We start from the raw sequence: 21,816 nt of genomic DNA, 5'->3' as shown, positions 1-21,816 counted from the left end.
GTGTTCGCCGTCGAGCCGCTACCAATCACGTATAGCCGAGCGACTGGGGCTTTGGAGGTGTTCGCCGTCGAGCCGCTACCAATCACGTATAGCCGAGCGACTGGGGCTTTGGAGGTGTTCGCCGTCGAGCCGCTGTCGATCGCTTATAAACAGCAGACGACAACGCCCGAATCCGATTTGTGAGCGCCCGTATCGTCGACCTTCGCCACGTACTCTCGGTCGCAGTCGCGCGCGTTCATAACGGAGTTACGGAACGCTTTTATACCGAGAATCGGGTACATACGGCTGATGACCGCAGCGGCTCGTCTCGACGCCGTCTTCTTCCGAGGCCGACGAGCCCTGCGACCGCGACGAGTCGTCCGACCGCCGCGACCGGCTTCCGGCGCGGCGCGACGACGGGCCCCCTCGGGCCAGTAATCTTCACACCTCGTCGCGTTCGCGCCGTTTCGTCTCGCAGAGAGACAGCTACGTCCTCCGGTAGCGTCGGCCCTGCCAATTTCTTACAGTATTTAAATCGTCGAATTTAAGGGGTAGAGTCCACTTTACTCCGGTAATGGCAACCGTTGCACTCGCGTTCAGTGGGGGACTCGACACGACAGTCTGCGTGCCGCTCCTGAAAGAGGAGTACGGCTACGACGAGGTCATCGGCGTCAACGTCGACGTCGGGCAGCCGACCGAGGAGTTCGACGAGGCCGAGGAGACCGCCGAGGCGCTCGGGCTCGACATCCACGTCGTCGACGCGAAAGCGGAGTTCGCGGACCTCTGTTTCGACGCGGTGAAGGCGAACGCGACGTACCAGGGCTACCCGCTCGGGACCGCGCTCGCGCGCCCCGTCATCGCCGAGTCCATCCTGGCCGTCGCCGAGGAGCAGGGCTGTGACGCCATCGCCCACGGCTGCACGGGGAAGGGGAACGACCAGCTCCGGTTCGAGGCCGTCTGGCGCGGCTCCGACCTCGAAGTGATCGCCCCCGTGCGCGAGCTGGGGCTCACCCGCGAGTGGGAGATCGACTACGCCGCTGAGAAGGACCTGCCCGTCGAGGCCGGCGACGGCGGCGTCTGGTCCATCGACGAGAACATCTGGTCGCGCGCGGTCGAGGGCGGCAAGCTCGAGGACCCGAACTACGAGCCGCCGGCGGACATCTACGAGTGGACCGCGGAGCCGGAGGGCGAGACCACCATCGAAGTGGCCTTCGAGGCGGGCGTCCCGGTCGCCGTCGACGGCGAGGCGATGGACCCGGTTCCGCTCATCCAGCACCTCAACGAGTACGCCGGCGGCTACGGCATCGGCCGCACCGACGTGATGGAGGACCGCATGCTCGGGCTGAAGGTGCGCGAGAACTACGAGCACCCGGCCGCGACCGTCCTGCTGACGGCCCACCAGGCGCTTGAGGACCTCGTCTTGACCAAGAACGAGCGCTCGTTCAAGAAGGGGATCGAGCAGGAGTGGTCGGAGAAGGCGTACCAGGGGCTCGTGTTCGCGCCCGTCGTGGACGCTCTCGACGCGTTCGTCGACGAGACCCAGGACGTGGTGACCGGCACCGCGACGGTGAAGGTTTCCGGCGGCAACTGCCGCGTCGTCGCCCGCGATTCCGAGTACGCCGTCTACTCCGAGGAGATGGCCTCGTTCAACACCGAGGACGTCGCCGGCATCGCCCAGGAGGACGCCACCGGCGTCGCGAAGTACCACGGGCTCCAGGAGCGCCTCGCCAACGACGTCAAGGCGGGCGTGGAAAAGCCCGAGCTCGCGACGGACGGGAGCGGAAGCGACGACGGGACCGACGGGAACTGAATGACCGACGACGACCCCGGCACGGCGACGGACGCCGCCGCGAACGCGGAGGGCGAGGCGGGTGAGAGCGGCACCGCCGTCCGCCGCGACCGCTTCAGCGGCGGCCCCGCCCGCGAGTTCCTGTCGAGCCTCCCGGCCGACGCGGCCATCTTCGCGGCCGACCTCGCGGTCGACCGCGCGCACACGGTGATGCTCGCCGAGCAAGGGATCGTCGATAGCGCGGTCGCGGGCGAGATCATCGGAGCGCTCGACGACGTGGAGGCCGCCGGGCATGCCGAGCTCCCCGACGGCGAGGACGTCCACGAGGCGATCGAGACGGCCGTCATCGACCGGATCGGGCCGGACGGCGGGCGGATGCACACCGCCCGCTCGCGCAACGACGAGGTGGCGACCTGCATCCGGTACCGGCTGCGCGAGGACCTGCTCGCGGCCGCGGAGGCCACGGTCGCGCTCCGCGAGGCCCTCCTCGACGTGGCGAGCGAGCACACGGAGACTGTGATGCCGGGGTACACCCACCTCCAGCCGGCCCAGCCGACGACGGTCGCGCACTACCTGCTCTCGTACGAGGGCGGGGTCGCCCGCGACACCGAGCGCCTGCTCGACGCGTACGACCGGGTCAACCGGTCGCCGCTCGGCGCGGCCGCGTTCGCGGGGACGCCCTTCGACGTCGACCGCGACCGCACCGCCGAGCTGCTCGGGTTCGACGGTCAGGTCCGCAACTCGACGGACGCGGCGTCGGCGCGCGACTTCCTAGCGGAGGGGGCGACCGCGTGCGCCACGCTCGCGACGACGCTGTCGGGGCTCGCGGAGGACCTCGTCCTCTTCTCGAACAAGGGGTTCGTGGAGCTGTCGGACGCGTACGCGTCCACCTCCTCGATCATGCCCCAGAAGAAGAACCCCGACACGCTGGAGCTAACCCGCGGCGTCGCCGGCGACGCGATCGGCGAGGCGACGGGGACGCTGAGCCTGCTGAAGGGGCTCCCCCGCGCGTACAACCGCGACCTCCAGCGCGCCCACGCGGGCGTCTTCGAGATCGCGGACGACGTGCGAGAGGCGACCGAAGTCGCCGCCGGCGCGGTCGCGACCGCCGACTGGGACGAGGGGACGCTCGCGGACGCCGCGGGCGAGGGCTTCTCGACCGCGACGGGCGTCGCCGACCTGCTCGCGATGGGCGGGATACCCTTCCGGACCGCCCACGAGATCGTCGCGGCGGCCGCGGAGGCGGTCGAGGACGGCGACTCGCCGGACGCGGCGGCCGCAAAAGTTGACGAGGCCGCTCGAAAGGTGACCGGCGAGCCCCTCTCCGCGTACGTGAGCCGCGAGGACGTGGAATCGGCGCTCGATCCGGCCGCCAGCGTAGCGAGCCGCGACTCCGCCGGGGGACCGGCCCCCGAGGCGGTCGCCGACGAGCTCGCAACCGCCGAGGCCGGGATCGAGGAGGACGACGCCGCGCTAGCGACGGCGCGCGGGGCGCTCGGCGACGCGAGCGAGGCGCTGGACGCGGAGGTCGAGAGCTATGTCTGAGCCGCGACGACCGACGAGTGGTCGCCCGCTCGATCGGCGTCGACCTGACCGACGCCGACGACCGTCCCCGTAAGGGGGACACACGTACTACCGAGATCTGACATTCGATCTCGATACGGCGCTATTTCGTCGAACTGCTCCGGTTAGCGGCCGATCCGTTTTATGTAAACTATCTAATAAGTTCGAAGCCTTTATGACCGTTCGCGGCGGAGTGTCTCCCACGATGACGAGCGACACCGACACGCTGCTGGCAGAGGACCCGATCACGGGCGAGGAGATCGAGCTTCCGGCCGACGTCGAGGTCGGCGAGATCATCGACAGCCCGGTCACCGGGACCGAGCTGGAGGTCATCTCGCTGGACCCCGTCGTGTTGGAGGAGGCTCCCGAACTGGAGGAGGACTGGGGCGAGTAGATGGCGACGACCGCCGCGGCCGCGACTCCCGAGTGGTCGACATGCAAATAGGGATCCTCTACTCCCGGATCCGGAAGGACGAGAAGCTACTGCTCAACGAGCTCCGCGACCGGGGCCACGAGGTCGAGAAGATCGACGTGCGCAAGGAGCGGTTCGGCCTGGAGTCGACGACGGCCGCGGTCGACGACCTCGATATCGTCGTCGACCGCTGCCTGTCGACGAGCCGGTCGCTGTACGCGACGCGCTTTATCGACAGCTACGGCGTCCCAGTGGTGAACGGCCCCGAGACGGGCGACGTCTGCGCCGACAAGGCGAAGAACTCGCTCGCGCTCGCGGAGGCCGATATCCCCACCCCGGCGACGGAGGTCGCGTTCACGAAGGAGGCCGCGATGGAGGCCATCGAGGGGTTCGGCTACCCCTGCGTGCTCAAGCCCGTCGTCGGCTCGTGGGGCCGGCTGATGGCGAAGATCGACACCCGGAACGCCGCGGAGGCGATCTTAGAGCACAAGGAGACGCTCGGCCACTACGAACACAAGGTGTTCTACGTCCAGGAGTTCGTCGACAAGCCCGGCCGCGACGTCCGCGCGCTGGCGGTCGACGGCGAGCCGGTCGCCGCGATGACGCGCGCCTCGGACCACTGGCTCACCAACGCCGCGAAGGGCGGCGAGACGGAGGCGTTCGAACTCGACGACCGCGCGAGGGAGCTGGTCGAGCGCGCCTCCGACGCGGTCGGCGGCGGCATGCTCGGCGTCGACCTGATGGAGGTGGGAGTCGAGCCGGAAGCGGACACCGGCGAGACCGGCGGCGAGGGCTCCGGCGAGTACACCGTCCACGAGGTGAACCACACGGTCGAGTTCAAGGCGCTCGACTCGGCCACCGACGTCGACGTCCCGGGAAGGGTCGTCGACTGGCTGGAGGCGAGGGCGGCCGCGGCGGCCGATGACGACGCCGCGGACGACGGTGGCGAGGAGGTCACGGCATGACCGACGAGACGTACACCGCGAGCGTCGTCGGCGGCACGGGCTTCACCGGCGGGGAGCTGCTGCGGATCCTCGCCGGCCACCCCGGCTTCGACGTCGTGCAGGCCACGTCGCGCTCGGCCGACAACATGACCGTCGGCCGGTCGCACCCGAACCTACGCGGACTCGACCTGCGGTTCTCCGATCCCGACGACCTGGAGTCCGTCGACGTCCTCTTCTCGGCGACGCCTCACGGCGTCTCGATGGGACGCATCGACGAGTACTTCGAGGCCGCGGACACGGTGGTCGACCTCTCGGCGGACTTCCGGCTGCCCGAGGCCGAGGCCTACGACGAGTGGTACGACGGCCACGAGTCGCCGGAGTACCTGGAGCGCGCGGAGTACGCGCTCCCCGAGATCAACCGGGAGAGGCTCTCCGGGGCCGACCTGATCGCCGGCGGCGGCTGTAACGCGACCGCGACGATCCTCGGGCTGAAACCGCTCGTGGACGCGGGCGCACTCGGCCCCGACGCGGGCGAGGTCGTCGTCGACGTGAAGGTCGGCTCCTCGGAAGGCGGCGCCGGCGGCGGCGCGGCCTCCTCGCACCCGGAGCGCTCGGGCGTCGTGCGCCCGTACGCCCCGACCGGGCACCGCCACGAGGCGGAGATCGAGGCGTACCTCGGGCTCGACGTCTCCTTCACGGTGCACGCGGTCGACATGGTGCGCGGCGCGAGCGCGACCTGCCACGTCTTCCCCGACGAGCCCGTCTCGAAGGGGGACCTGTGGGGGGCGTACCGCGACGCCTACGCCGACGAGCCGTTCATGCGGATCGTCTCCGGCGGGGGCGGCGTCTACCGCTACCCCGAGCCGAAGTCGGTCGCCGGCACGAACCACGGCGAGGTCGGCTTCGAGCTCGACCCCGGCAACCGGCGCGTCGTCGTCTTCTCGGCGATCGACAACATGACCAAGGGATCGGCCGGCCAGGCGGTCCACGCGGCGAACGTCGCGCTCGGGCTGCCCGAGACCGCCGGCCTCGAGTTCGGGGGACTTCACCCGGTGGGATCGCCATGAGCGGAGAGAACGAGACTCCCGACGACCCGCCCGTCGTCGTCAAGATCGGCGGCGCGAAGGCGGTCGACCCGGCCGGCGCGGTCGGCGACGTCGCCAACCTCGTCGGCGCCGGGCGCGAGCTCGTCGTCGTCCACGGCGGCTCGACGGTCGTCGACGAGGTCATCGAGCGGCTCGGGATGGAGCCCGAGTACGTCGAGTCCGCCTCCGGCGTCACGGGTCGGTTCACCGACGCCGAGGCGATGGAGGCGTTCACGATGGCGATGGCCGGCAAGCTCAACACCGAGCTGACGGCGCTGTTCCGCGAGGCGGGCGTCGACGCGGTCGGCCTCTCAGGGGTCGACGGCGGGCTCCTCTCCGGGCCCCGCAAGTCGGCGGTCCGGGTGATCGAGGACGGGAAGAAGAAGATCCGTCGCGGCGAACACTCCGGTCGGATCGAGTCGGTGAACGCCGACCTCCTCTCCGGGCTGCTCGACGACGGCTACACGCCCGTCGTCTCGCCCCCGATGGAGGGGACGGAGAGCGACGGCGGCGTCACCCCGGTCAACACTGACGCCGACCGGGCGGCCGCCGCGGTCGCGGGCGCGCTCGGCGCCGACCTCGTCCTGCTGACGGACGTGGCCGGCGTGTACGCCGACCCGGACGACCCCGACACGCTCATCGCGTCGGCGGCGACGGCGGATGAGCTGAGGGCGGTCGAGGACGCCGCCGAGGGGTTCATGGGCAAGAAGGTGATGGCCGCGACGGAGGCGCTCTCCGGCGGCTCCGGGCGCGTCGTCGTCGCCGACGCCAACGTCAGCGACCCAATCGTCGCCGCGCTCGGCGGCGCGGGGACGACGATCGAGCGGTCCGCGCTCGGCGGCGACCCGGGGGACGCGGAAGAGGCCGAAACCGGAGGAGGTGAGACCGCGTGAGCGGGTTCGTCTTCGCCGAGAAGCCGATCGAGATCGTCTCGGGCGACGGCGTCCGCGTCACGGACGCGAACGGCACCGAGTACCTCGACTTCGGGGCGAGCTACGCCTGCACGCCGGTCGGGCACTCCCACCCCGAAGTCGTCGACGCCGCGACGAGCCAGCTCGAGGAGCTGATGTACGTGCAGGCGTCGTACCCGCACGCGGCGCGGACGGCGCTGTACGAGCGGCTGGCCGAGACGGGGCCCGTCGACGTCGACAACGTCTGGCTCTGCAACTCCGGCACGGAGGCCAACGAGGCCGCGCTGAAGTTCGCCCGGCACGCGACGGGCCGAGAGAAGATCGTCGCGACGACCCAGGGGTTCCACGGCCGGACGATGGGCGCGCTCGCGACCACCTGGAAACAGAAGTACAAAGCGGGGTTCGAGCCGCTCGCTGGCGGCGTGGAGTTCGTCGAGTACGGCGACGCCGACGCGATGCGCGAGGCCGTCGACGACGAGACCGCCGCGGTGATCCTGGAACCGCTCCAGGGGGAGGGCGGGATCAACCCTGTCTCGACCGAGTACCTGCAGGCGGTCCGCGTCGCGACGGCGACGTCGGGCGCGGCGATGATCCTCGACGAGATCCAGACCGGGCTCGGACGCACGGGGTCGCTGTGGGCGGCCGACAAGCACGACGTCGTCCCCGACGTCCTCACGACCGCGAAGGGGCTCGGCAGCGGGCTCCCGATCGGGGCGACGCTGTGTCGCGACTGGATCGCCGAGGACGCCGGCAACCACGGCTCAACGTTCTCGGGAGGCCCCGTCGTCTCCGCGGCCGCGGGCGCCACGCTCGACGTCATCGAGCGCGAGGAGCTCCCCGAGCACGCCACCGAAGTCGGCGCGTACCTCCGCGGACAGGTCGAGGAGCGCCTCGGCGACGACGTCCGCGACGTGCGCGGCGACGGGCTGATGATCGGGATCGAGGTGAGGCGCGGCTCGAACCGCCTGCTCCGCGACCTCGCGATCGACCATCAAATACTCGCGCTGCCGGCTGGCCGCACCGTGTTACGCCTGCTGCCGCCGCTGACGATCGAGCGGGAGCACGCGGACGCGGTGGTCGACGCCCTCGCGGAGGTGATCGGGTGATGGCGACCGGGAAGGGGCGCGAGAGCGACCCGGGGTCGGAGGCGGGCGACGAGCGGGAGGCGGTCGAGTCGTCCGCGGCCGGGAGCGACGTCGTCGCCGGCGGCGGCTACCCCGCGGCCTGCGACACGCCCGCCCGGAAGCTGCTGTACGACATGGTGTCGATCCCCTCGCCGTCGGGCGAGGAGGAGCGAGCGGCCGAGCGCCTCGTCGACTTCTTCGAGGCGAACGGTCGAGAGGCGTGGATCGACGAGGTCGGGAACGTCCGGGCGCCCGCGAGCGACGCCGTCCTCCTGACCTCGCACGTTGACACGGTGCCGGGCGACATCCCGGTGGAGGTGCGGCCGGCGCCGCCGGACGGGGAGCTGCCGGAGCCGTCCGACGTCCGCGTCGGCGAGCCCGGCGAGCCCGTGCTGTGGGGGCGCGGGGCAGTCGACGCGACGGGGCCGCTGGTCGCGATGGCGGTCGCGGCGGTGAAGACGGGCGTCTCCTTCGTCGGCGTCGTCCGCGAAGAGGTCGACTCCGGCGGCGCGCGCCACCTCATCGGCGACCGCGACGCGCCCGAGGCCGTCATCAACGGCGAGCCCTCGGGCTGGCAGGGGATCACCCTCGGCTACCGGGGCCTGTTGGAGGGGACGTACGTGAACACGAGCGAGTCGGGCCACTCCTCGCGGCCGGAGCCGAACGCGATCCAACACGCGATCGACTGGTGGCACGGCGTCGAGGAGGCGTTCACCCCCGAGGACCCGGAGACAGCGGTGTTCGACCAGGTGACGACCAAGCCCATCTCGGTCGACGGCGGGCTGAGCGACGACGGGCTCGCCGTGGAGACGACGATGGAGGTCCAGCTGCGGGTCCCGCCCTCTCGCCCGGTCGACGAGGTCCACGAGCTCGCGGAGGCGGAGCTCTCCACCGGGTCGGTGCAATGGGGCGACCCGATGCCCCCCGTGATGGAGAGCCCGCGGACGGAGCTGGCGCGGGCGTTCCGCGTCGCGATCCGCGGCGGCGGCGGGGACGTGCGCCTGCTCCGGAAGACCGGCACGAGCGACATGAACCTCTTCGCGGCCGCGTGGGACCGCCCGATGGTCACCTACGGCCCCGGGAACTCCGACCTGGACCACGCGCCGGACGAGCGGCTCCCGCTCTCCGAGCTGGACCGCGCCGTGACCGTCCTGACCGACGTCTGTCGGAAGCGACTGTAACTACCGCCGCGTCGACCACCGGACACGCGACCGTTTTCGAACGACACGACACCACTATCCCACACACCACAACGATGCCACTCGCCACCGACGACTTCCTCGACATCGACGACGTGACGCCCGCCGAACTGGACGCGTTGCTCGACCGCGCCGCCGCGATGAAGGCGGGCGAGGCCGACCCGCGACTGGCGGACGCGACGCTGGGGATGATCTTCGAGAAACCCTCGACGCGCACCCGCGTCTCCTTCGAGACGGGGATGACCCGACTCGGGGGCCACGCGATGTTCCTCGGGCCCGACGACATCCAGCTCGGCCACGGCGAGCCGCTGAAGGACACCGCGCGCGTGCTCGGCCGGTACGTCGACGGCGTGATGGCCAGGCTCTTCGACCACGCGGACGTCGAGACGCTCGCCGCATACGCCGACTGCCCCGTCGTCAACGGACTGACCGACGAGGCACACCCCTGTCAGACGCTCGCCGACCTGCTCACGATCCGGGAGACGGTCGGCGAGGACGCCACCGTGGCGTGGGTCGGCGACGGCAACAACGTTGGGCAGTCGTTCGTCGTCGGCGCCGCGATGGCCGGGATCGACGTGGAAGTCGCCACCCCCGCCGACTACGGGATGGACCCCGGGGTCTTCGACCGCGCCGCCGAGTTCGGCGCCGACGTGGAGCCGACGACCGACCCCGAGGCCGCGATCGACGGCGCCGACGTCGTCTACACCGACGTGTGGATCTCGATGGGACAGGAGGACCAGCGCGAGGAGAAGCTCGCCGCCTTCGAGGGGTTCCAGCTGAACGCGGACCTGCTCGCCGGCACCGACGCGGCGGTGATGCACTGCCTGCCCGCCCACCGCGGCGAGGAGGTCACCGACGACGTGTTGGAGTCCGATCGCGCCCTCGTCTGGGACCAGGCCGAGAACCGGATGCACGCGCAGAACGCGCTGCTCGTCGAGCTGCTCGGCGGGGAGTAGGCGAACGGCGGCGGCGATCGAACCGCGGACTCATTTATAAAGAGATGTGCGGTGGCGTGCGCCCGTGAGCGAGCCTTCGGCTCGCGAACGGCGCCGCGCGAGGGACGCGGTGAGCGCTCGGAGAGCGCGAACCGCGAGGCTGGGGAGGCGTGAGGTGCGGAGTCGTGCGGTCGGGTGGGACTCAAAGGGGCAGTCGCGAGGACGAAGGCGGGCGACACAAGGACCACAGGAGCGAACGAAGTGAGCGACGAGGACCGCAGCGAGCCCACCGAGTCCTCGCGACTGGGGCTTTGGAGGTGTTCACCGCCGATTCACCATCGAACAGTTATCACCGAGCGACTGCGGCTTTAGAGCTCTTCTCCGCGACAACAAATCGCTTATAAAACGCTGGTTCGCGGTTTAGTTCCCGGTCCAGCGCAGGACCGCCAGCGTCCCCTCGTACAGCACGATCATCGTGAGCGTCACGATGATCGGCGCCATCCCGGTCGGGTCGGGGCTGAAGAGGAACGCGATCCCGAGGAACGCCCCCCAGAACAGCAGGCGCTTCGCCTCCAGCCACTGTCGGGTGACGAGGTTCATCATGATCGCGAGCATGATGAAGAGCGGGATCTGGAAAACGATCGCCATGAACGCGAGCATGATGACGATGAGGTTGAACGTCTCCGCGAGCCCGAAGGCGATCGTCGCGGCGTCGGCGGTGTAGGTGGTGAAATACGAGAAGATCGCGGGCAACACGAGGAAGTGCGCGAACGCGATGCCGATCCCGCCGAGCACCAGGCTGGTCGGGACCGCCGCGAGGTAGTAGCGCCGCTCGTTCTCGTACAGCCCGGGCTTCATGAACCGGTAGGTCTGGTAGACGAACGCCGGGAGCCCGACGACGACGCCCGCGAGCCCGGCGACCTTCAGCCGCGTGAGCGGGAGTTCGAGGGGGCCGTACAGCCGCGGGCGGTTCTCCAGCGGCGCGGGGATGTGGTAGCTCCAGAAGTAGTTGATGAGCTCCGTCGACTCCGTCACCACCACGAGCGTCGCGAGCCCGCCGAAGAGGAAGACGACCGCGAGCCGCCGCATCATCTCCTCGATGTGGGCCGCGAGCGGCATCTCCTCGTCCGACTCCGGCGCCTCCAACCCCTCGAAGGAGTCGCCGTCGGTACCGTCGTCCGCGATCGTCGCGTCCTCGACCGTCCCGGCGGCGGCCGCGTCCCCGGCCGTTGCCGGCGTTCCGCCGTCGCCGAGGCTCTGCGCGCTCTCGGACTCGTGGACGTCGAAGACGTCGCTCGCGTCACCGCTTCCGTCGCTCGCCTCGTCGTCACTCATCTCGTCGCTTCCGTCGCTCGCCTCGTCGTCACTCATCTCGTCGCTTCCGTCGCTCGCCTCGTCGTCACTCATCTCGTCGCTTCCGTCGCTCGCCTCGTCGTCACTCATCTCGTCGCTTCCGTCGCTCGCCTCGTCGCTTTCGCTACCCGGGTGATCACCGGGCTCGGCGCCCTCGGCGGCGCCGTCGACCTCGGCCGTGACCTCCGGAGAGACCTCGGATTCGACGGAGGGGTCCTGGTCGCCGGTGGACTCATCGTCCGCATCGGTGCCGTCGGGGTGGCTGGGGGGGTCACCGGCGGCCGAGTCGTCCTCGGGGGCCGATGAGTCGTCGCGCGACCGGTCCGAGTCGTCCATTCAGTTCTCCATCGCGACCGGGCGATTATAGGCCTTTTCGGATAGAGCCGAGCCGGGCGGAGACTCGGGGCGCGCAGAGCGGGTCGAAAAGGTTGATAACGGGGACGGACTTCCACTCCCGTATGGCGAGTGCCCTCGACGAGGATACCCAGCAGTCGCTCGCGGAGGGACGCGAGTCGGCGAAGGCGTTCCTTCGATCGATTCAGAAGGACCTCCAGAAGGTGTTCGTCGTCTTCCTGCTGGGCTTCCTCGCGACGTTCTGGGCGCTCCGCACGTACGTCTGGGAGTTCCTCTACAACGTGACGAAGTCGAACATGCCCCCCGCGATCGCCGCCGAGACCGACGTCATCGCGACGACCCCGTTCGAGGTGATCCTCCTGCAGGCGAAGATCGGGCTGATCGTCGGGGTGATCGTCGCGATCCCGCCGCTGATCTACGTCTCGCGCGACGAACTCCGCGCCCGGGGCGCGTGGCCGCAGTCGCCAATCGCGCGCTGGAAGCTCGCTGGGATCGGCCTCCTCGGCGGCGGCCTGTTCAGCGTCGGCGTCGCCTACGGCGTCTACGCCTTCTTCCCGATCATGTTCTCCTTCCTGGCCGGCTTTGGGCTGGAGGCCGGCATCCAGCCGACCTACTCCATCGTGATGTGGACGGAGTTCATCGTCTTCCTCTCGCTGTCGTTCGGGCTCGCCGGCCAGATGCCCCTCCTGATCACCGGGCTTTCCTACTCGGGGATCGTCCAGTACGAGACGTTCCGAGACAAGTGGCGCTACGCGATCGTCGCCATCTTCGTCTTCGGCGCCGTGTTCTCGCCGCCGGACCCGTTCACGCAGCTGATGTGGGCGTTCCCGCTGATCGCCTTGTACGGCTTCAGCCTCTACCTCGCGAAGCTCGTCGTGACGGCCCAGCGGAGCTCCGACCGCATCGACGTGCTCGACGCGGCCCGGAACCACTGGAACGTCGTCGGCGGCGCGGCCGTCCTCGGCGGCGGGCTCGTGTACGCCTTCTACGAGTACGGCGGACGGACCGCGCTCAACGACCTCCTCAGACTCGCCAACAGCAACTGGCGCTTCCTCGAACCAGGTGCGGGCTTCGGGGTCGACCCGGTGACGGCGACCGCGATCTACGCCGCCGTCTGGGCGCTCGCGTTCGTCACCGTCGCGACGCTGTGGGCCGTCTACGCCGACCTCGACACGACGAGCGCGGGGTACCAGTACGGGGATCCGGCCGCCATCGACGTGGGTGAACTGGACGCCGCGGGCGTCCGGGCCGCCCCCGACGCCGCCTTCGCGGAGATGGACGAAGGGGAGTCGCTCGCGCTCGCGCAGGCCGCGATCGACGACGACGACCCGGAGAAGGCGGAGGCGATCCTCGACCGCTTCGACGGGGTACGCGAGAACGGTGAGAACGGAGACGGAAGCGAGGACGCCGACGGAAGCGGCGACACGGGCGCGACCGACTCCGGCGGGGCCGGCGGCGCCGGCGGTCAGGACGGGCTAATGGGAACGGTACAGGACCGGACCTCCCGCGCGAGTTCGACGTTCCTCTCCGAGCTCACCGAGGACGAGGACGGAGACGCCGAGGACGATATCGGCGGTTACTACAAGGACGTCCGGTTCATCTTCGACTCCCTGCGGTCGCGGTCGTTCCGGCTCGTCGCCGTCTTCGGGAGCGTGATGGCGGCCGCGTTCACGTGGCTGTACCTCGGCGGGCTGGCGACGGTGCGCAACGACCTCGAGTCGCGCGTCCCGGCAGAGATCGAGGGCGGGATCAACATCATCACGCTCCACCCGGTCGAGGCGCTGATCTTCATGGTGAAGTTCTCGATCCTGCTCGGGATCGTCGCGGTGTTCCCGGTCGCGCTCTACTACGCGTGGCCGGCCCTCCGCGAGCGCGGCTTCGTCGCCGGGCGGATCTGGCAGGTGTACCTCTGGGCCGGCGCGCTGCTCGGCGGGCTGCTCGGCGGCTTCGCGCTCGGGTACGCCTACATCGCGCCGGGGCTCATCGGCTGGCTCGTCACCGACGCGCGGCTCGCGGACATGGTGATCACCTACCAGGTGAGCGACTTCCTCTGGCTCGTCGTCTACACGACGATCGGGATCGGCTTCCTCGCCGACATCCCGATCGCGATGGTGCTGTTGAACAACACCGGGGTGCCCTACCGGACCTTCCGGAACCGCTGGCGCGAGGTCACGGTCGGGATCATGCTCGTCGCCGCGGTGTTCACCCCGGCGGACGTGATCACGATGTTCCTCGCGACGCTGCCGCTGATGGCAGCGTACGGGGTCGGCGTCGGCCTCCTGTTCCTCGTCACGTTCGGCGGGCGCCGGAACCTCTCGCCGCCCTCGAAGGTCGTCGAGCGCTGATCGGCGGGGGCGTCGAGGGGTGACCAAGCGCGAGGCCGCCCCGACCGACGGGTATTCCCGCGCGCGCACGCAACGGGGGGACAAGATGAGCAAGGACTACATCGAGGTCCGCGGCGCCGAGGAGCACAACCTCAAGGACCTCGACGTCCGGATCCCGCGCGAGGAGTTCACCGTCGTCACCGGGCTCTCCGGGTCGGGGAAGTCGTCGCTCGCGTTCGACACCGTTTACGCCGAAGGGCAGCGCCGGTACATTGAGTCGCTGTCGGCGTACGCCCGCAACTTCCTCGGACAGATGGACAAACCGCAGGTGGAGGCCGTCGAGGGGCTCTCGCCGGCGATTTCCATCGACCAGAAGAACGCGGCGAACAACCCCCGCTCGACCGTGGGGACCGTCACCGAACTCCACGACTACCTCCGACTGCTGTACGCCCGGGTCGGCACGCAGTACGACCCCGTCACCGGCGAGGAGGTCGGCGAGCAGTCCGCCCAGGACATGGTGAAACAGATCCTGGAGCTCCCGGAGGGGACCCGCGCGAAGATCGCCGCGCCGGTCGTCCGCGACCAGAAGGGCGCCTTCGAGGAGCTGTTCGAGGAGCTCGCGAGCGACGGGTACGCCCGCGTCGAGGTCGACGGCGAGCCGGTCGACCTGACGCTCGACGACCCGGAGCTCGACCAGAACTACGACCACACGATCGACGTGATCGTCGACCGCGTGACCGTCTCGCCCGACGCCCGGTCGCGGATCACCGACTCCGTCGAGACCGCCTTGGAGGAGGCCGGCGGCGCGCTCAAGCTGATCGTCCCGGACCCGCCCGCGGACGTCCCCTTCGCCTCCAACGCGCGCTCGACCGGGTCGCTCGCGGCGGACGCCGACGGCGACGACCGGCTGGTCATCGAGTTCTCCGAGGAGCTCGGCAACCCCAACTCCGACTTCCAGTTCTCCGAGATCGAGACGCGCTCGTTCTCGTTCAACAGCCCGTACGGCGCCTGCCCCGAGTGCGAGGGGATCGGTTCCACGAAGGAGGTCGACGAGGGGCTCGTGGTCACCGACCCCTCGAAGCCCCTCAAACACGTCTTCGAGCCGTGGAGCTACGACCGCACCTACTACTCCCGCCAGCTCGATAACGTCGCCGACCACTTCGGCGTCTCGCTCGAGACGCCCTTCGAGGAGCTGGACGAGTCGATCCGGCGGCAGTTCCTCTACGGCACCGACGACCTGGTCCACTTCGAGTGGACCACGAAGAACGGCACCCGCGAGAAGACCGAGCGCTTCGAGGGCGTCATCCCGAACCTGGAGCGTCGCCACGTCGAGACCGACTCCGAGCGCGCTCGGGACCACATCGAGGAGTTCATGGCCGTGACGACGTGCCCGGAGTGCGAGGGGACCCGCCTGAAAGAGCAGTCGCGGCACGTGCTGGTGGGAGATGCCGCGATCACCGAGGTGAGCGAGCTGTCCATCGCCGGCGCTCGCGAACACTTCGAGGGGATGGAGTCCGAGCTGAACGAGCGAGACACGACGATCGCGACGGAGATTTTAAAAGAGATCCGCGCCCGGCTCGGCTTCATGGAGGAGGTCGGCCTGGAGTACATCACGCTCGACCGGGAGGCGTCGACGCTCTCGGGCGGCGAGAGCCAGCGCATCCGGCTCGCGACGCAGGTCGGCTCCGGGCTCGTGGGCGTGCTCTACGTGCTCGACGAGCCGTCGATCGGGCTTCACCAGCGCGACAACGACCGCCTCCTGAACACCTTGGCCGGGCTCCGCGACCTGGGGAACACCCTCGTCGTTGTCGAGCACGACGAGGAGACGATGCGCCGCGCCGACGAGATCATCGACATGGGGCCCGGCCCCGGCAAGCGCGGCGGCGAGGTCGTCGCGCAGGGGGACTTCGACGACATCGTCGCGGTCGACGAGTCGGTCACCGCCGACTACCTCGCGGGGCGCAGGGAGATTCCGGTGCCCGAGGAGCGCCGCGAGCCGGACGGCGAACTGACCGTGCGAGGCGCCCGCCAGCACAACCTCAAGGACCTCGACGTGTCGGTCCCGCTCGGCACGCTGACGACCGTCACCGGCGTCTCCGGCTCCGGGAAGTCGACGCTCGTCAACGACATTCTTTATAAGGGACTCGCCCGCGAGATGAACGACAACACCTCGGTCGACCCCGGCGAGCACGACGCGATCGAGGGGATCGAGGGGATCGAGACGGTGCGGCTCATCGACCAGTCGCCGATCGGCCGGACGCCTCGGTCGAACCCCGCGACGTACACCGACGTGTTCGACTACGTCCGCGAGCTGTTCGCGGAGACCAAGCTCTCGAAGCGCCGCGGCTACGAGAAGGGGCGCTTCTCGTTCAACGTGAAGGGCGGGCGCTGCGAGGAGTGCGGCGGCCAGGGGACCGTGAAGATCGAGATGAACTTCCTCTCGGACGTGTACGTCCCCTGCGAGCAGTGCGGCGGGGCGCGCTACAACGACGAGACGCTCGACGTCACGTACAAGGGCGCGACCATCTCCGACGTGCTCGACATGAGCGTCGAGGAGGCGTACGACTTCTTCGAGAGCCACCAGGGGCTCCAGCGCCGCCTGAAGCTCCTGAAGGACGTCGGGCTCGGCTACATGGAGCTCGGCCAGCCCTCCACCACGCTCTCCGGCGGCGAGGCCCAGCGCGTGAAGCTCGCCGAGGAGCTCGGCAAGAAGGCGACCGGCGACACGCTCTACCTGCTCGACGAGCCGACCACGGGCCTGCACAAGGAAGACGAGCGCAAGCTGATCGACGTGCTCCACCGCCTCGTCGACGGCGGCAACACGGTCGTCGTCATCGAACACGAGCTCGACCTGGTGAAGAACGCCGACCGCATCGTCGACCTCGGCCCCGAGGGCGGCGAGGGCGGCGGGGAGCTCGTCGCCAGCGGGACGCCGGAGCAGGTCGCCCGCGAGGAGGAGTCGCACACCGGGCGCTACCTGCGCGACCTGCTCCCCGACGTCGACATCGCGGGCCCGCGCGACGACCGGCGGAAGCCCGCGGCCGCGGACGACGACTGACGGGTCCGGACGGCGCCGCTCACCGGACCGCTTTCTCGATCCGCGCCGCGAGGACCTCGTACTGGCCCGGGCCGACGTCCTTTTCGACGTAGTCGGTCACGTCGTCGAGGATCGCTTTCTTGGCGACGCGCTCGCTACCCTGGCCGGTGTACAGGATGAAGGGGAGCGTCGGGCGCTCGTCGCGGACCGCGTTGAGGAAGTCGATACCGTCCATGACCGGCATTTTGAAGTCGCTGACGACACAGTCGATGGTCCTCGCACGGCCGTCGTCGGAGAGGATATCGAGGGCCGCGCGGGCGTTCGGCGCTTCGGTTACCGACAGCCGGTCGGACTGCTCGTTCAGGAACACCGTCGTCAGCTCTCTGCTCTGTTCGTCGTCGTCGACCAACAGGACCTCGATCGGGCTCTCTCGCTGTGAGGCCGAACCGATCGCATCGGTCGCCAGCAGGTCGGTGCGGAGGTACCGACCGAAGAGGTTCAACGAACGGAACGACGGGAAGCGGACGCTGACGCGTTCGACCCGATCGGGTGCCCGCAGGTACAGGACGACCTCCGGGGCCTCGGTCCCGGAGAGGCTGAAGCGCGCGACCTCGTCGCGCTGGACCGCGATACGCGGGCCGTCGTCGGCCGGTTCGAACCGGATCTCGGTGGCCGAAACGCGGAGACGACACGGCCGTCGCTCTTCGGTGTCGTCGTTCGCGCCTCGGTGCGAGACGCTTACTTCGGTGTCGATGAGGAGTCGCTTGAACAGGACGCGCTGGAATTTCACGAGCGTCGCGGCGTCCGCCTGGACGCTGAGCGTGCCGCGGTCGGTGCCCCCGTCGAACGCGAGCGTGACCGTCTCCGTCGAGTCGGGGGGAGCCGTCCCCGAGACGTCCCGCACAATATCGAAGACGTCCTCGACGTCGATGCGGTGCGTCGCGTCGCCGGTCGTGACCTGAAGTTCCGTCTCCGTCATCGCGACGCGACCCCGGCCGGTCTCACTGCTCGTCGATTTGCTGAACCCGACGACGGCACCGAAATCGGCGATGATCGGATCGGTCAACACCGACAGTTCGGGCAATTGAGTAATAAACGTATTGCCGTTCGGCCGAGACCGCAGGTCTTCGCCGTCACGAACTCGGGGATCGGGTGACCGCTACGGGGGCGTACCGGGGCCTCGCTCGGCGACGGGTGCCCCGGCCTCAGAACTTCTCCAGCAAGTCCCCGTAGAAGTCGGTGTCGCGGTCGCCGGCGAGCTTCTCGACGATGAGCTCCGGCGTCGATCGCGCGAGGTGCCCCTTCCGCGGCGAGCGGTTCACCCGGAGCTCCCCGTCGACGAGCCCGGCCGCCTCGATCCCGTCGACGGCGACGTCGAAGTCGGCCGCGTCGCGGATCTCGCGGGCGAGGTGCGAGACGAAGACGGCGGTAGCGTCCTGGCCGTCCAGCGCCTCCAGGATACCCGCGATGATCTTCGCGGAGGCGCCGGGCTCGGTGATCGACTCCAGCTCGTCGACGAGGACGAGCCGGCCGTCCGCGCCCTCGACGAGGTCGCCGAAGTCCCGAAGCGTCGCCTCGAACGCGCCCGCGTCGAGGGTGCCCTGCGATTTGGCGTAGTAGTGGACCTCCTCGAAGCGTTCGACGGTCGCCGACTCGGCCGGCACCGGCATCCCCATCTGCGCGAGCACGACGACCAGGGCGACCAGGTCGAGCGTGGAGGTCTTGCCGCCGGAGTTGACCCCGGAGAGGAGCGTCGCGCCCGACACGGCGTAGTCGACCGGCTCCGCGTCGGCGAAGTCGACGTCGAGGAGCGGGGAGCGACCGCGCTCGATGCGGAAGCCAGAGTCGGACGACTCGGGGGCGACCACCTCAGGCATCGCGCACTCGAAGTCGCGGGCGAACCGCGCGAGCGCGAGCTCCACGTCGAGTTCGAGCGCGTCTCGGACGAGCGACGCCACCGGCTCGCGGAGCTCCCCGAGGTCGCTCGCGAGCTCGGCTTTCAGCCGGGCGGCCCGCCGGTCGCGCGCCGCAGCGAGCTCGGTGTTGAGCCGCGAGACGGCGCTCTCGTCGTGGTCGACCGGGAACGAGGGGTCGCCGCCGAAGACTCGCTCGGCGAGCTCCGCTTCCTCGGGCTCCAGGCGGAGCGCGTCGACGAGGTGCTCGCGGGCGCTGGCGATCGCCTCGTCGTACTCGTCGGCGAGCTCGCGGTCGAGCAGCGAGTCGACGCGGGCGCCCTGCTCGACGAGCGAGAGGAAGTCGGTCCCCTCGATGGTCACGTCACGCTCGCGGATCGCCTCCCTGAGGCGGTCGTCGGCGACCGACTCCGCGGTCGACACCGCCGCGTCGAGGTCGTCGACGGCGGCCGTCAGCCGTTCCAGCTCCCCGTCGCCGACGATCGTCCCGTCGTCGTCGAGCCGCGCGAGGGCGTCGCGGAGGGCGTCGGTGTCCGCCGCGGTGTCGTCGTCAGCGACGGGGTCGCCGGCGGCCGCGGCCGCCTCGTGGACCGCCGCGGCCGCCTCCAGCCGCTCGCGGTTCGCGGCGAAGAAGGCGAGCAGCCGCTCGGGCACGGTCTCCGCGGGCTCGTCGAGGGCGTCCGGGCGGACGTGGACGTCGCCCTCGACGTCGAGCCCGGCGAACTTCTCGTCCAAGACGATCACGGTCGCGTACGACCGCGCGAGCTCGGAGACGTCACGCGTGTCCTCGACCGTCTCGACCGACAGCTCCGGGATCGTCGACTCGGCGCGGGCGAGCGTCTCGGCGTCGGCGGTCGCGAGACAGCGGTCGCGCACCCGGACCGTCGGCGGATCGGTGAGGGGCTCGACCCCGGCGAGCGCCTCGCAGACCGCCGGGTCGGGGTCGCGCTCAATCGCCGACTCGACGAACGACTGCGCCTCGTCGATCCGCGAGGCCGAGGCGCTCGGGTAAAAGGTCTCCAGCCGCTTGGCGGCGTAGTCGGTGACCGTGCGCTCGCGGAGCAGGTCGATCGCCTCGCGGTACACCTCGCGGGCGCGATCGGTCGCCAGCACGCGGCCGTCGTCGCCGTGTCGCCGGCGGATCGCGCCGCGGGCGATCCGTGCGGCGCGGGCCTCGTTGACGCCGGGGGCGCGGGCGATCGCGGCGACGTCGCCGGACTCGACGGTGTCGGCCGGGTCGTCGAGCTCGCGCAGCGCGGCGGCCGTCTTCGCCCCGACGCCGGGGATCGCCTCCAGCTCCATCTACCCGCCGCTATCGGGGCAACGCGCAAAAGGATGGGGGGTCCCGGCGCGGTCGGACGGACTGCGGCGGGACGGGAGGGGCGTCCCGCCGGAGCGCGCGAGTCCGTCCCCGCGACGCGGCCGACGCGCTTTTTCCCGCCGCTCCCGAATCGAGGCCATGAGCCACCACACGCTCGCCGCCGACCGGGACGCGCTCGACCCGGAGACGGCGGCGAAGGCGACGGCCGCCCGCGACGCCCTCGGCGAGCGCGACCGGGTCCTCGTCGCCTTCTCGGGCGGGGTCGACTCCGCGGTCGTCGCGGCGCTCGCGCGGGACGCCCTCGGCGACGACGCGGTCGCGTGCACGGCGCGGAGCGAGACGCTGCCGGCCGCGGAGCTCGACGACGCGAGGCGGGTCGCCGGCGAGATCGGGATCCGCCACGAGACCGTGACGTTCTCCGAGCTCGACGACCCGAACTTCGTCGCCAACGACGGCGACCGCTGTTACCACTGCCGGACGATGCGGCTCGGACGGATGTACGAGACGGCCCAAGAGCTGGGGATCGGGACGGTCTGCGACGGGACGAACGCCGACGACCCCGGCGAGGGCCACCGCCCCGGCCTGCGCGCGGTCGAGGAGCTGGACGTGTTCTCGCCGCTGCTGGACGCCGGGATTTCGAAGGACGAGGTCCGCGAGATCGCCGAGGCGTACGACCTGTCGGTCGCCGACAAGCCGTCGATGGCGTGTCTCTCCTCGCGGATCCCGACCGGGCTCGAGGTGACCGAGGAGCGACTCGACCGAGTGGAGAAGGCCGAGCGCGTGCTCCGCGAGTGGGGGTTCGAGGGGTTCCGCGTCCGCGACCACGACGGGCTCGCGCGCGTCGAGATCGCGCCGGACGAGCTGGAGCGCGCGCTCGACCCGGCGTTCGCCGACGCCGTCCACGAGCACCTCACCGACCTCGGCTTCGACTACGTCACCCTCGACATGGCCGGCTACCGGACCGGGAGCGTGAGTCCGGGCGGCGAAGAGGACGGCGAGACGGAGGCGGACGGCCGTGGAGACGGCGAGACGGAGGCGGACGGCCGTGGAGACGGCGAGACGGAGGCGGCGAGCCCCGACCTCGGCCGGCGCTACCCGCGCTGATGGGAGCTCGAGTGGACGGCTGCGGGACGGCCGCCCGTTATCACCGGTGAGACCCCGACGCAAATGCTTATAATGCGTGTTGGAGAACTAACACCTATGGGTGAAGCACAGACGCTCGCGGTCATCGCCGGCGGCGTCGGCGGCTCCGTCGGTGCGTTCGTCGGCGTCGCGGTCGGGGAGACCGCGCTCGCGGCGACGCTGACGACGCTCGTCGTCGCGCTGTTGGTGGGCGGCGGCGTGGTCGCGAGCGCCGTCATCGCCGGTGACGTGGAGTTCTTCGCGAACGCCGACGGCGAATAGGGTTGGTTCGGAATCCCAGCCGCTTATTTATAACGCTCTTGTGTAGCACATTGTTGATTTCAGAGAGTTGCTTTGACGGCGTGTTTGAGCGCTTTTCGTCCGGGTTTGCGGTAGAGTTCTCGTCTGAGTTGGAACGCTCGGAGATACTGTGTGAGGCGATCTTTTGAGA

At 70.1% G+C, this 21,816-nt stretch carries 16 protein-coding genes and 1 pseudogene; 13 read left to right on the top strand and 4 right to left on the bottom strand.

Annotated features, from left to right (window positions below; all coding sequences use genetic code 11):
* Positions 1-553 precede the first annotated feature (553 nt).
* The 9 genes from N5096_RS13480 (at position 554) to argF (ending at position 9,962) form a co-directional block, all read left to right on the top strand.
* A complete protein-coding gene (locus tag N5096_RS13480; RefSeq protein ID WP_267665337.1) occupies positions 554-1,789 on the top strand; it encodes an argininosuccinate synthase in 1,236 nt (411 codons plus the stop codon).
* Positions 1,790-3,313, top strand: a complete 1,524-nt coding sequence (gene argH / locus N5096_RS13475; RefSeq protein ID WP_267665336.1) for an argininosuccinate lyase — start codon at positions 1,790-1,792, stop codon at positions 3,311-3,313.
* 223 nt (positions 3,314-3,536) lie between these two features.
* Positions 3,537-3,725, top strand: a complete 189-nt coding sequence (lysW, locus tag N5096_RS13470) for a lysine biosynthesis protein LysW (protein WP_092562686.1) — start codon at positions 3,537-3,539, stop codon at positions 3,723-3,725.
* A 41-nt stretch (positions 3,726-3,766) separates the two neighbouring features.
* Positions 3,767-4,708 (top strand): lysine biosynthesis protein LysX, encoded by a 942-nt coding sequence (lysX, locus tag N5096_RS13465; protein ID WP_267665335.1) that lies wholly within the window; start codon positions 3,767-3,769, stop codon positions 4,706-4,708.
* The gene (argC, locus tag N5096_RS13460) at positions 4,705-5,754 is read left to right on the top strand and encodes an N-acetyl-gamma-glutamyl-phosphate reductase (protein ID WP_267665334.1); all 1,050 of its coding nucleotides are present in this window, start codon (positions 4,705-4,707) and stop codon (positions 5,752-5,754) included. Before lysX ends, argC begins: the two co-directional genes overlap by 4 nt.
* Complete coding sequence (locus N5096_RS13455; RefSeq protein ID WP_267665333.1) at positions 5,751-6,665, top strand: acetylglutamate/acetylaminoadipate kinase; 915 nt, start codon at positions 5,751-5,753, stop codon at positions 6,663-6,665. The genes argC and N5096_RS13455 overlap by 4 nt, the downstream gene beginning before the upstream one ends.
* On the top strand, positions 6,662-7,789 hold the full coding sequence (locus N5096_RS13450; RefSeq protein WP_267665332.1) for an aspartate aminotransferase family protein: 1,128 nt from the start codon (positions 6,662-6,664) through the stop codon (positions 7,787-7,789). The genes N5096_RS13455 and N5096_RS13450 overlap by 4 nt, the downstream gene beginning before the upstream one ends.
* Positions 7,789-8,988 carry a [LysW]-lysine hydrolase gene (locus N5096_RS13445; protein ID WP_267665331.1) on the top strand — a complete coding sequence of 400 codons (1,200 nt, stop codon included), beginning with the start codon at positions 7,789-7,791 and terminating at the stop codon, positions 8,986-8,988. The genes N5096_RS13450 and N5096_RS13445 overlap by 1 nt, the downstream gene beginning before the upstream one ends.
* Positions 8,989-9,062: 74 nt before the next feature.
* On the top strand, positions 9,063-9,962 hold the full coding sequence (argF, locus tag N5096_RS13440; RefSeq protein ID WP_267665330.1) for an ornithine carbamoyltransferase: 900 nt from the start codon (positions 9,063-9,065) through the stop codon (positions 9,960-9,962).
* A 399-nt stretch (positions 9,963-10,361) separates the two neighbouring features.
* Here the strand turns inward: argF and tatC (N5096_RS13435) are convergent, their stop codons facing one another.
* Positions 10,362-11,630 carry a twin-arginine translocase subunit TatC gene (tatC, locus tag N5096_RS13435; RefSeq protein ID WP_267665329.1) on the bottom strand — a complete coding sequence of 423 codons (1,269 nt, stop codon included), beginning with the start codon at positions 11,628-11,630 and terminating at the stop codon, positions 10,362-10,364.
* Between the two features lie 122 nt (positions 11,631-11,752).
* Here tatC (N5096_RS13435) and tatC (N5096_RS13430) point away from each other — a divergent pair, with 122 nt between their 5' ends.
* Positions 11,753-13,993 (top strand): twin-arginine translocase subunit TatC, encoded by a 2,241-nt coding sequence (tatC, locus tag N5096_RS13430; RefSeq protein WP_267665328.1) that lies wholly within the window; start codon positions 11,753-11,755, stop codon positions 13,991-13,993.
* Positions 13,994-14,078: 85 nt separating this feature from the next.
* Entirely contained in the window at positions 14,079-17,030 is a 2,952-nt protein-coding gene (gene uvrA, locus N5096_RS13425; protein WP_267665327.1) for an excinuclease ABC subunit UvrA, read from the top strand.
* A gap of 19 nt (positions 17,031-17,049) precedes the next feature.
* Here the strand turns inward: uvrA and N5096_RS13420 are convergent, their stop codons facing one another.
* On the bottom strand, positions 17,050-18,075 hold the full coding sequence (locus N5096_RS13420) for a response regulator (protein WP_267665326.1): 1,026 nt from the start codon (positions 18,073-18,075) through the stop codon (positions 17,050-17,052).
* Between the two features lie 139 nt (positions 18,076-18,214).
* The gene (locus N5096_RS13415; RefSeq protein WP_267665325.1) at positions 18,215-20,224 is read right to left on the bottom strand and encodes a MutS-related protein; all 2,010 of its coding nucleotides are present in this window, start codon (positions 20,222-20,224) and stop codon (positions 18,215-18,217) included.
* A 157-nt stretch (positions 20,225-20,381) separates the two neighbouring features.
* Between N5096_RS13415 and larE the strand changes: the two genes are divergently transcribed.
* Together larE and N5096_RS13405 are read left to right on the top strand one after the other, a co-directional pair.
* The gene (gene larE, locus N5096_RS13410; RefSeq protein WP_267665324.1) at positions 20,382-21,347 is read left to right on the top strand and encodes an ATP-dependent sacrificial sulfur transferase LarE; all 966 of its coding nucleotides are present in this window, start codon (positions 20,382-20,384) and stop codon (positions 21,345-21,347) included.
* A 96-nt stretch (positions 21,348-21,443) separates the two neighbouring features.
* Entirely contained in the window at positions 21,444-21,647 is a 204-nt protein-coding gene (locus N5096_RS13405; protein ID WP_267665323.1) for a hypothetical protein, read from the top strand.
* A 59-nt stretch (positions 21,648-21,706) separates the two neighbouring features.
* Here the strand turns inward: N5096_RS13405 and N5096_RS13400 are convergent.
* Positions 21,707-21,816: pseudogene (locus tag N5096_RS13400) on the bottom strand (IS1595 family transposase); the annotation flags it as partial.

It is taken from the genome of Halorubrum yunnanense, from assembly GCF_026586675.1.
In the GTDB taxonomy this organism is placed as follows: domain Archaea; phylum Halobacteriota; class Halobacteria; order Halobacteriales; family Haloferacaceae; genus Halorubrum; species Halorubrum yunnanense.
Note: the sequence above shows the minus strand (reverse complement) of the source record. Positions and strands in the feature narration are given on the sequence as shown.

Bases quoted from the DNA above. Each gene is read 5' to 3' on its own strand.
- argH (WP_267665336.1), top strand. From the start codon at position 1,790: ATGACCGACGACGACCCCGGCACGGCGACGGACGCCGCCGCGAACGCG.
- lysW (WP_092562686.1), top strand. From the start codon at position 3,537: ATGACGAGCGACACCGACACGCTGCTGGCAGAGGACCCGATCACGGGC.
- N5096_RS13455 (WP_267665333.1), top strand. From the start codon at position 5,751: ATGAGCGGAGAGAACGAGACTCCCGACGACCCGCCCGTCGTCGTCAAG.
- argC (WP_267665334.1), top strand. From the start codon at position 4,705: ATGACCGACGAGACGTACACCGCGAGCGTCGTCGGCGGCACGGGCTTC.
- tatC (WP_267665328.1), top strand. From the start codon at position 11,753: ATGGCGAGTGCCCTCGACGAGGATACCCAGCAGTCGCTCGCGGAGGGA.
- N5096_RS13405 (WP_267665323.1), top strand. From the start codon at position 21,444: ATGGGTGAAGCACAGACGCTCGCGGTCATCGCCGGCGGCGTCGGCGGC.
- uvrA (WP_267665327.1), top strand. From the start codon at position 14,079: ATGAGCAAGGACTACATCGAGGTCCGCGGCGCCGAGGAGCACAACCTC.
- argF (WP_267665330.1), top strand. From the start codon at position 9,063: ATGCCACTCGCCACCGACGACTTCCTCGACATCGACGACGTGACGCCC.
- N5096_RS13480 (WP_267665337.1), top strand. From the start codon at position 554: ATGGCAACCGTTGCACTCGCGTTCAGTGGGGGACTCGACACGACAGTC.
- lysX (WP_267665335.1), top strand. From the start codon at position 3,767: ATGCAAATAGGGATCCTCTACTCCCGGATCCGGAAGGACGAGAAGCTA.
- larE (WP_267665324.1), top strand. From the start codon at position 20,382: ATGAGCCACCACACGCTCGCCGCCGACCGGGACGCGCTCGACCCGGAG.
- N5096_RS13415 (WP_267665325.1), bottom strand. From the start codon at position 20,224: ATGGAGCTGGAGGCGATCCCCGGCGTCGGGGCGAAGACGGCCGCCGCG.
- tatC (WP_267665329.1), bottom strand. From the start codon at position 11,630: ATGGACGACTCGGACCGGTCGCGCGACGACTCATCGGCCCCCGAGGAC.
- N5096_RS13445 (WP_267665331.1), top strand. From the start codon at position 7,789: ATGGCGACCGGGAAGGGGCGCGAGAGCGACCCGGGGTCGGAGGCGGGC.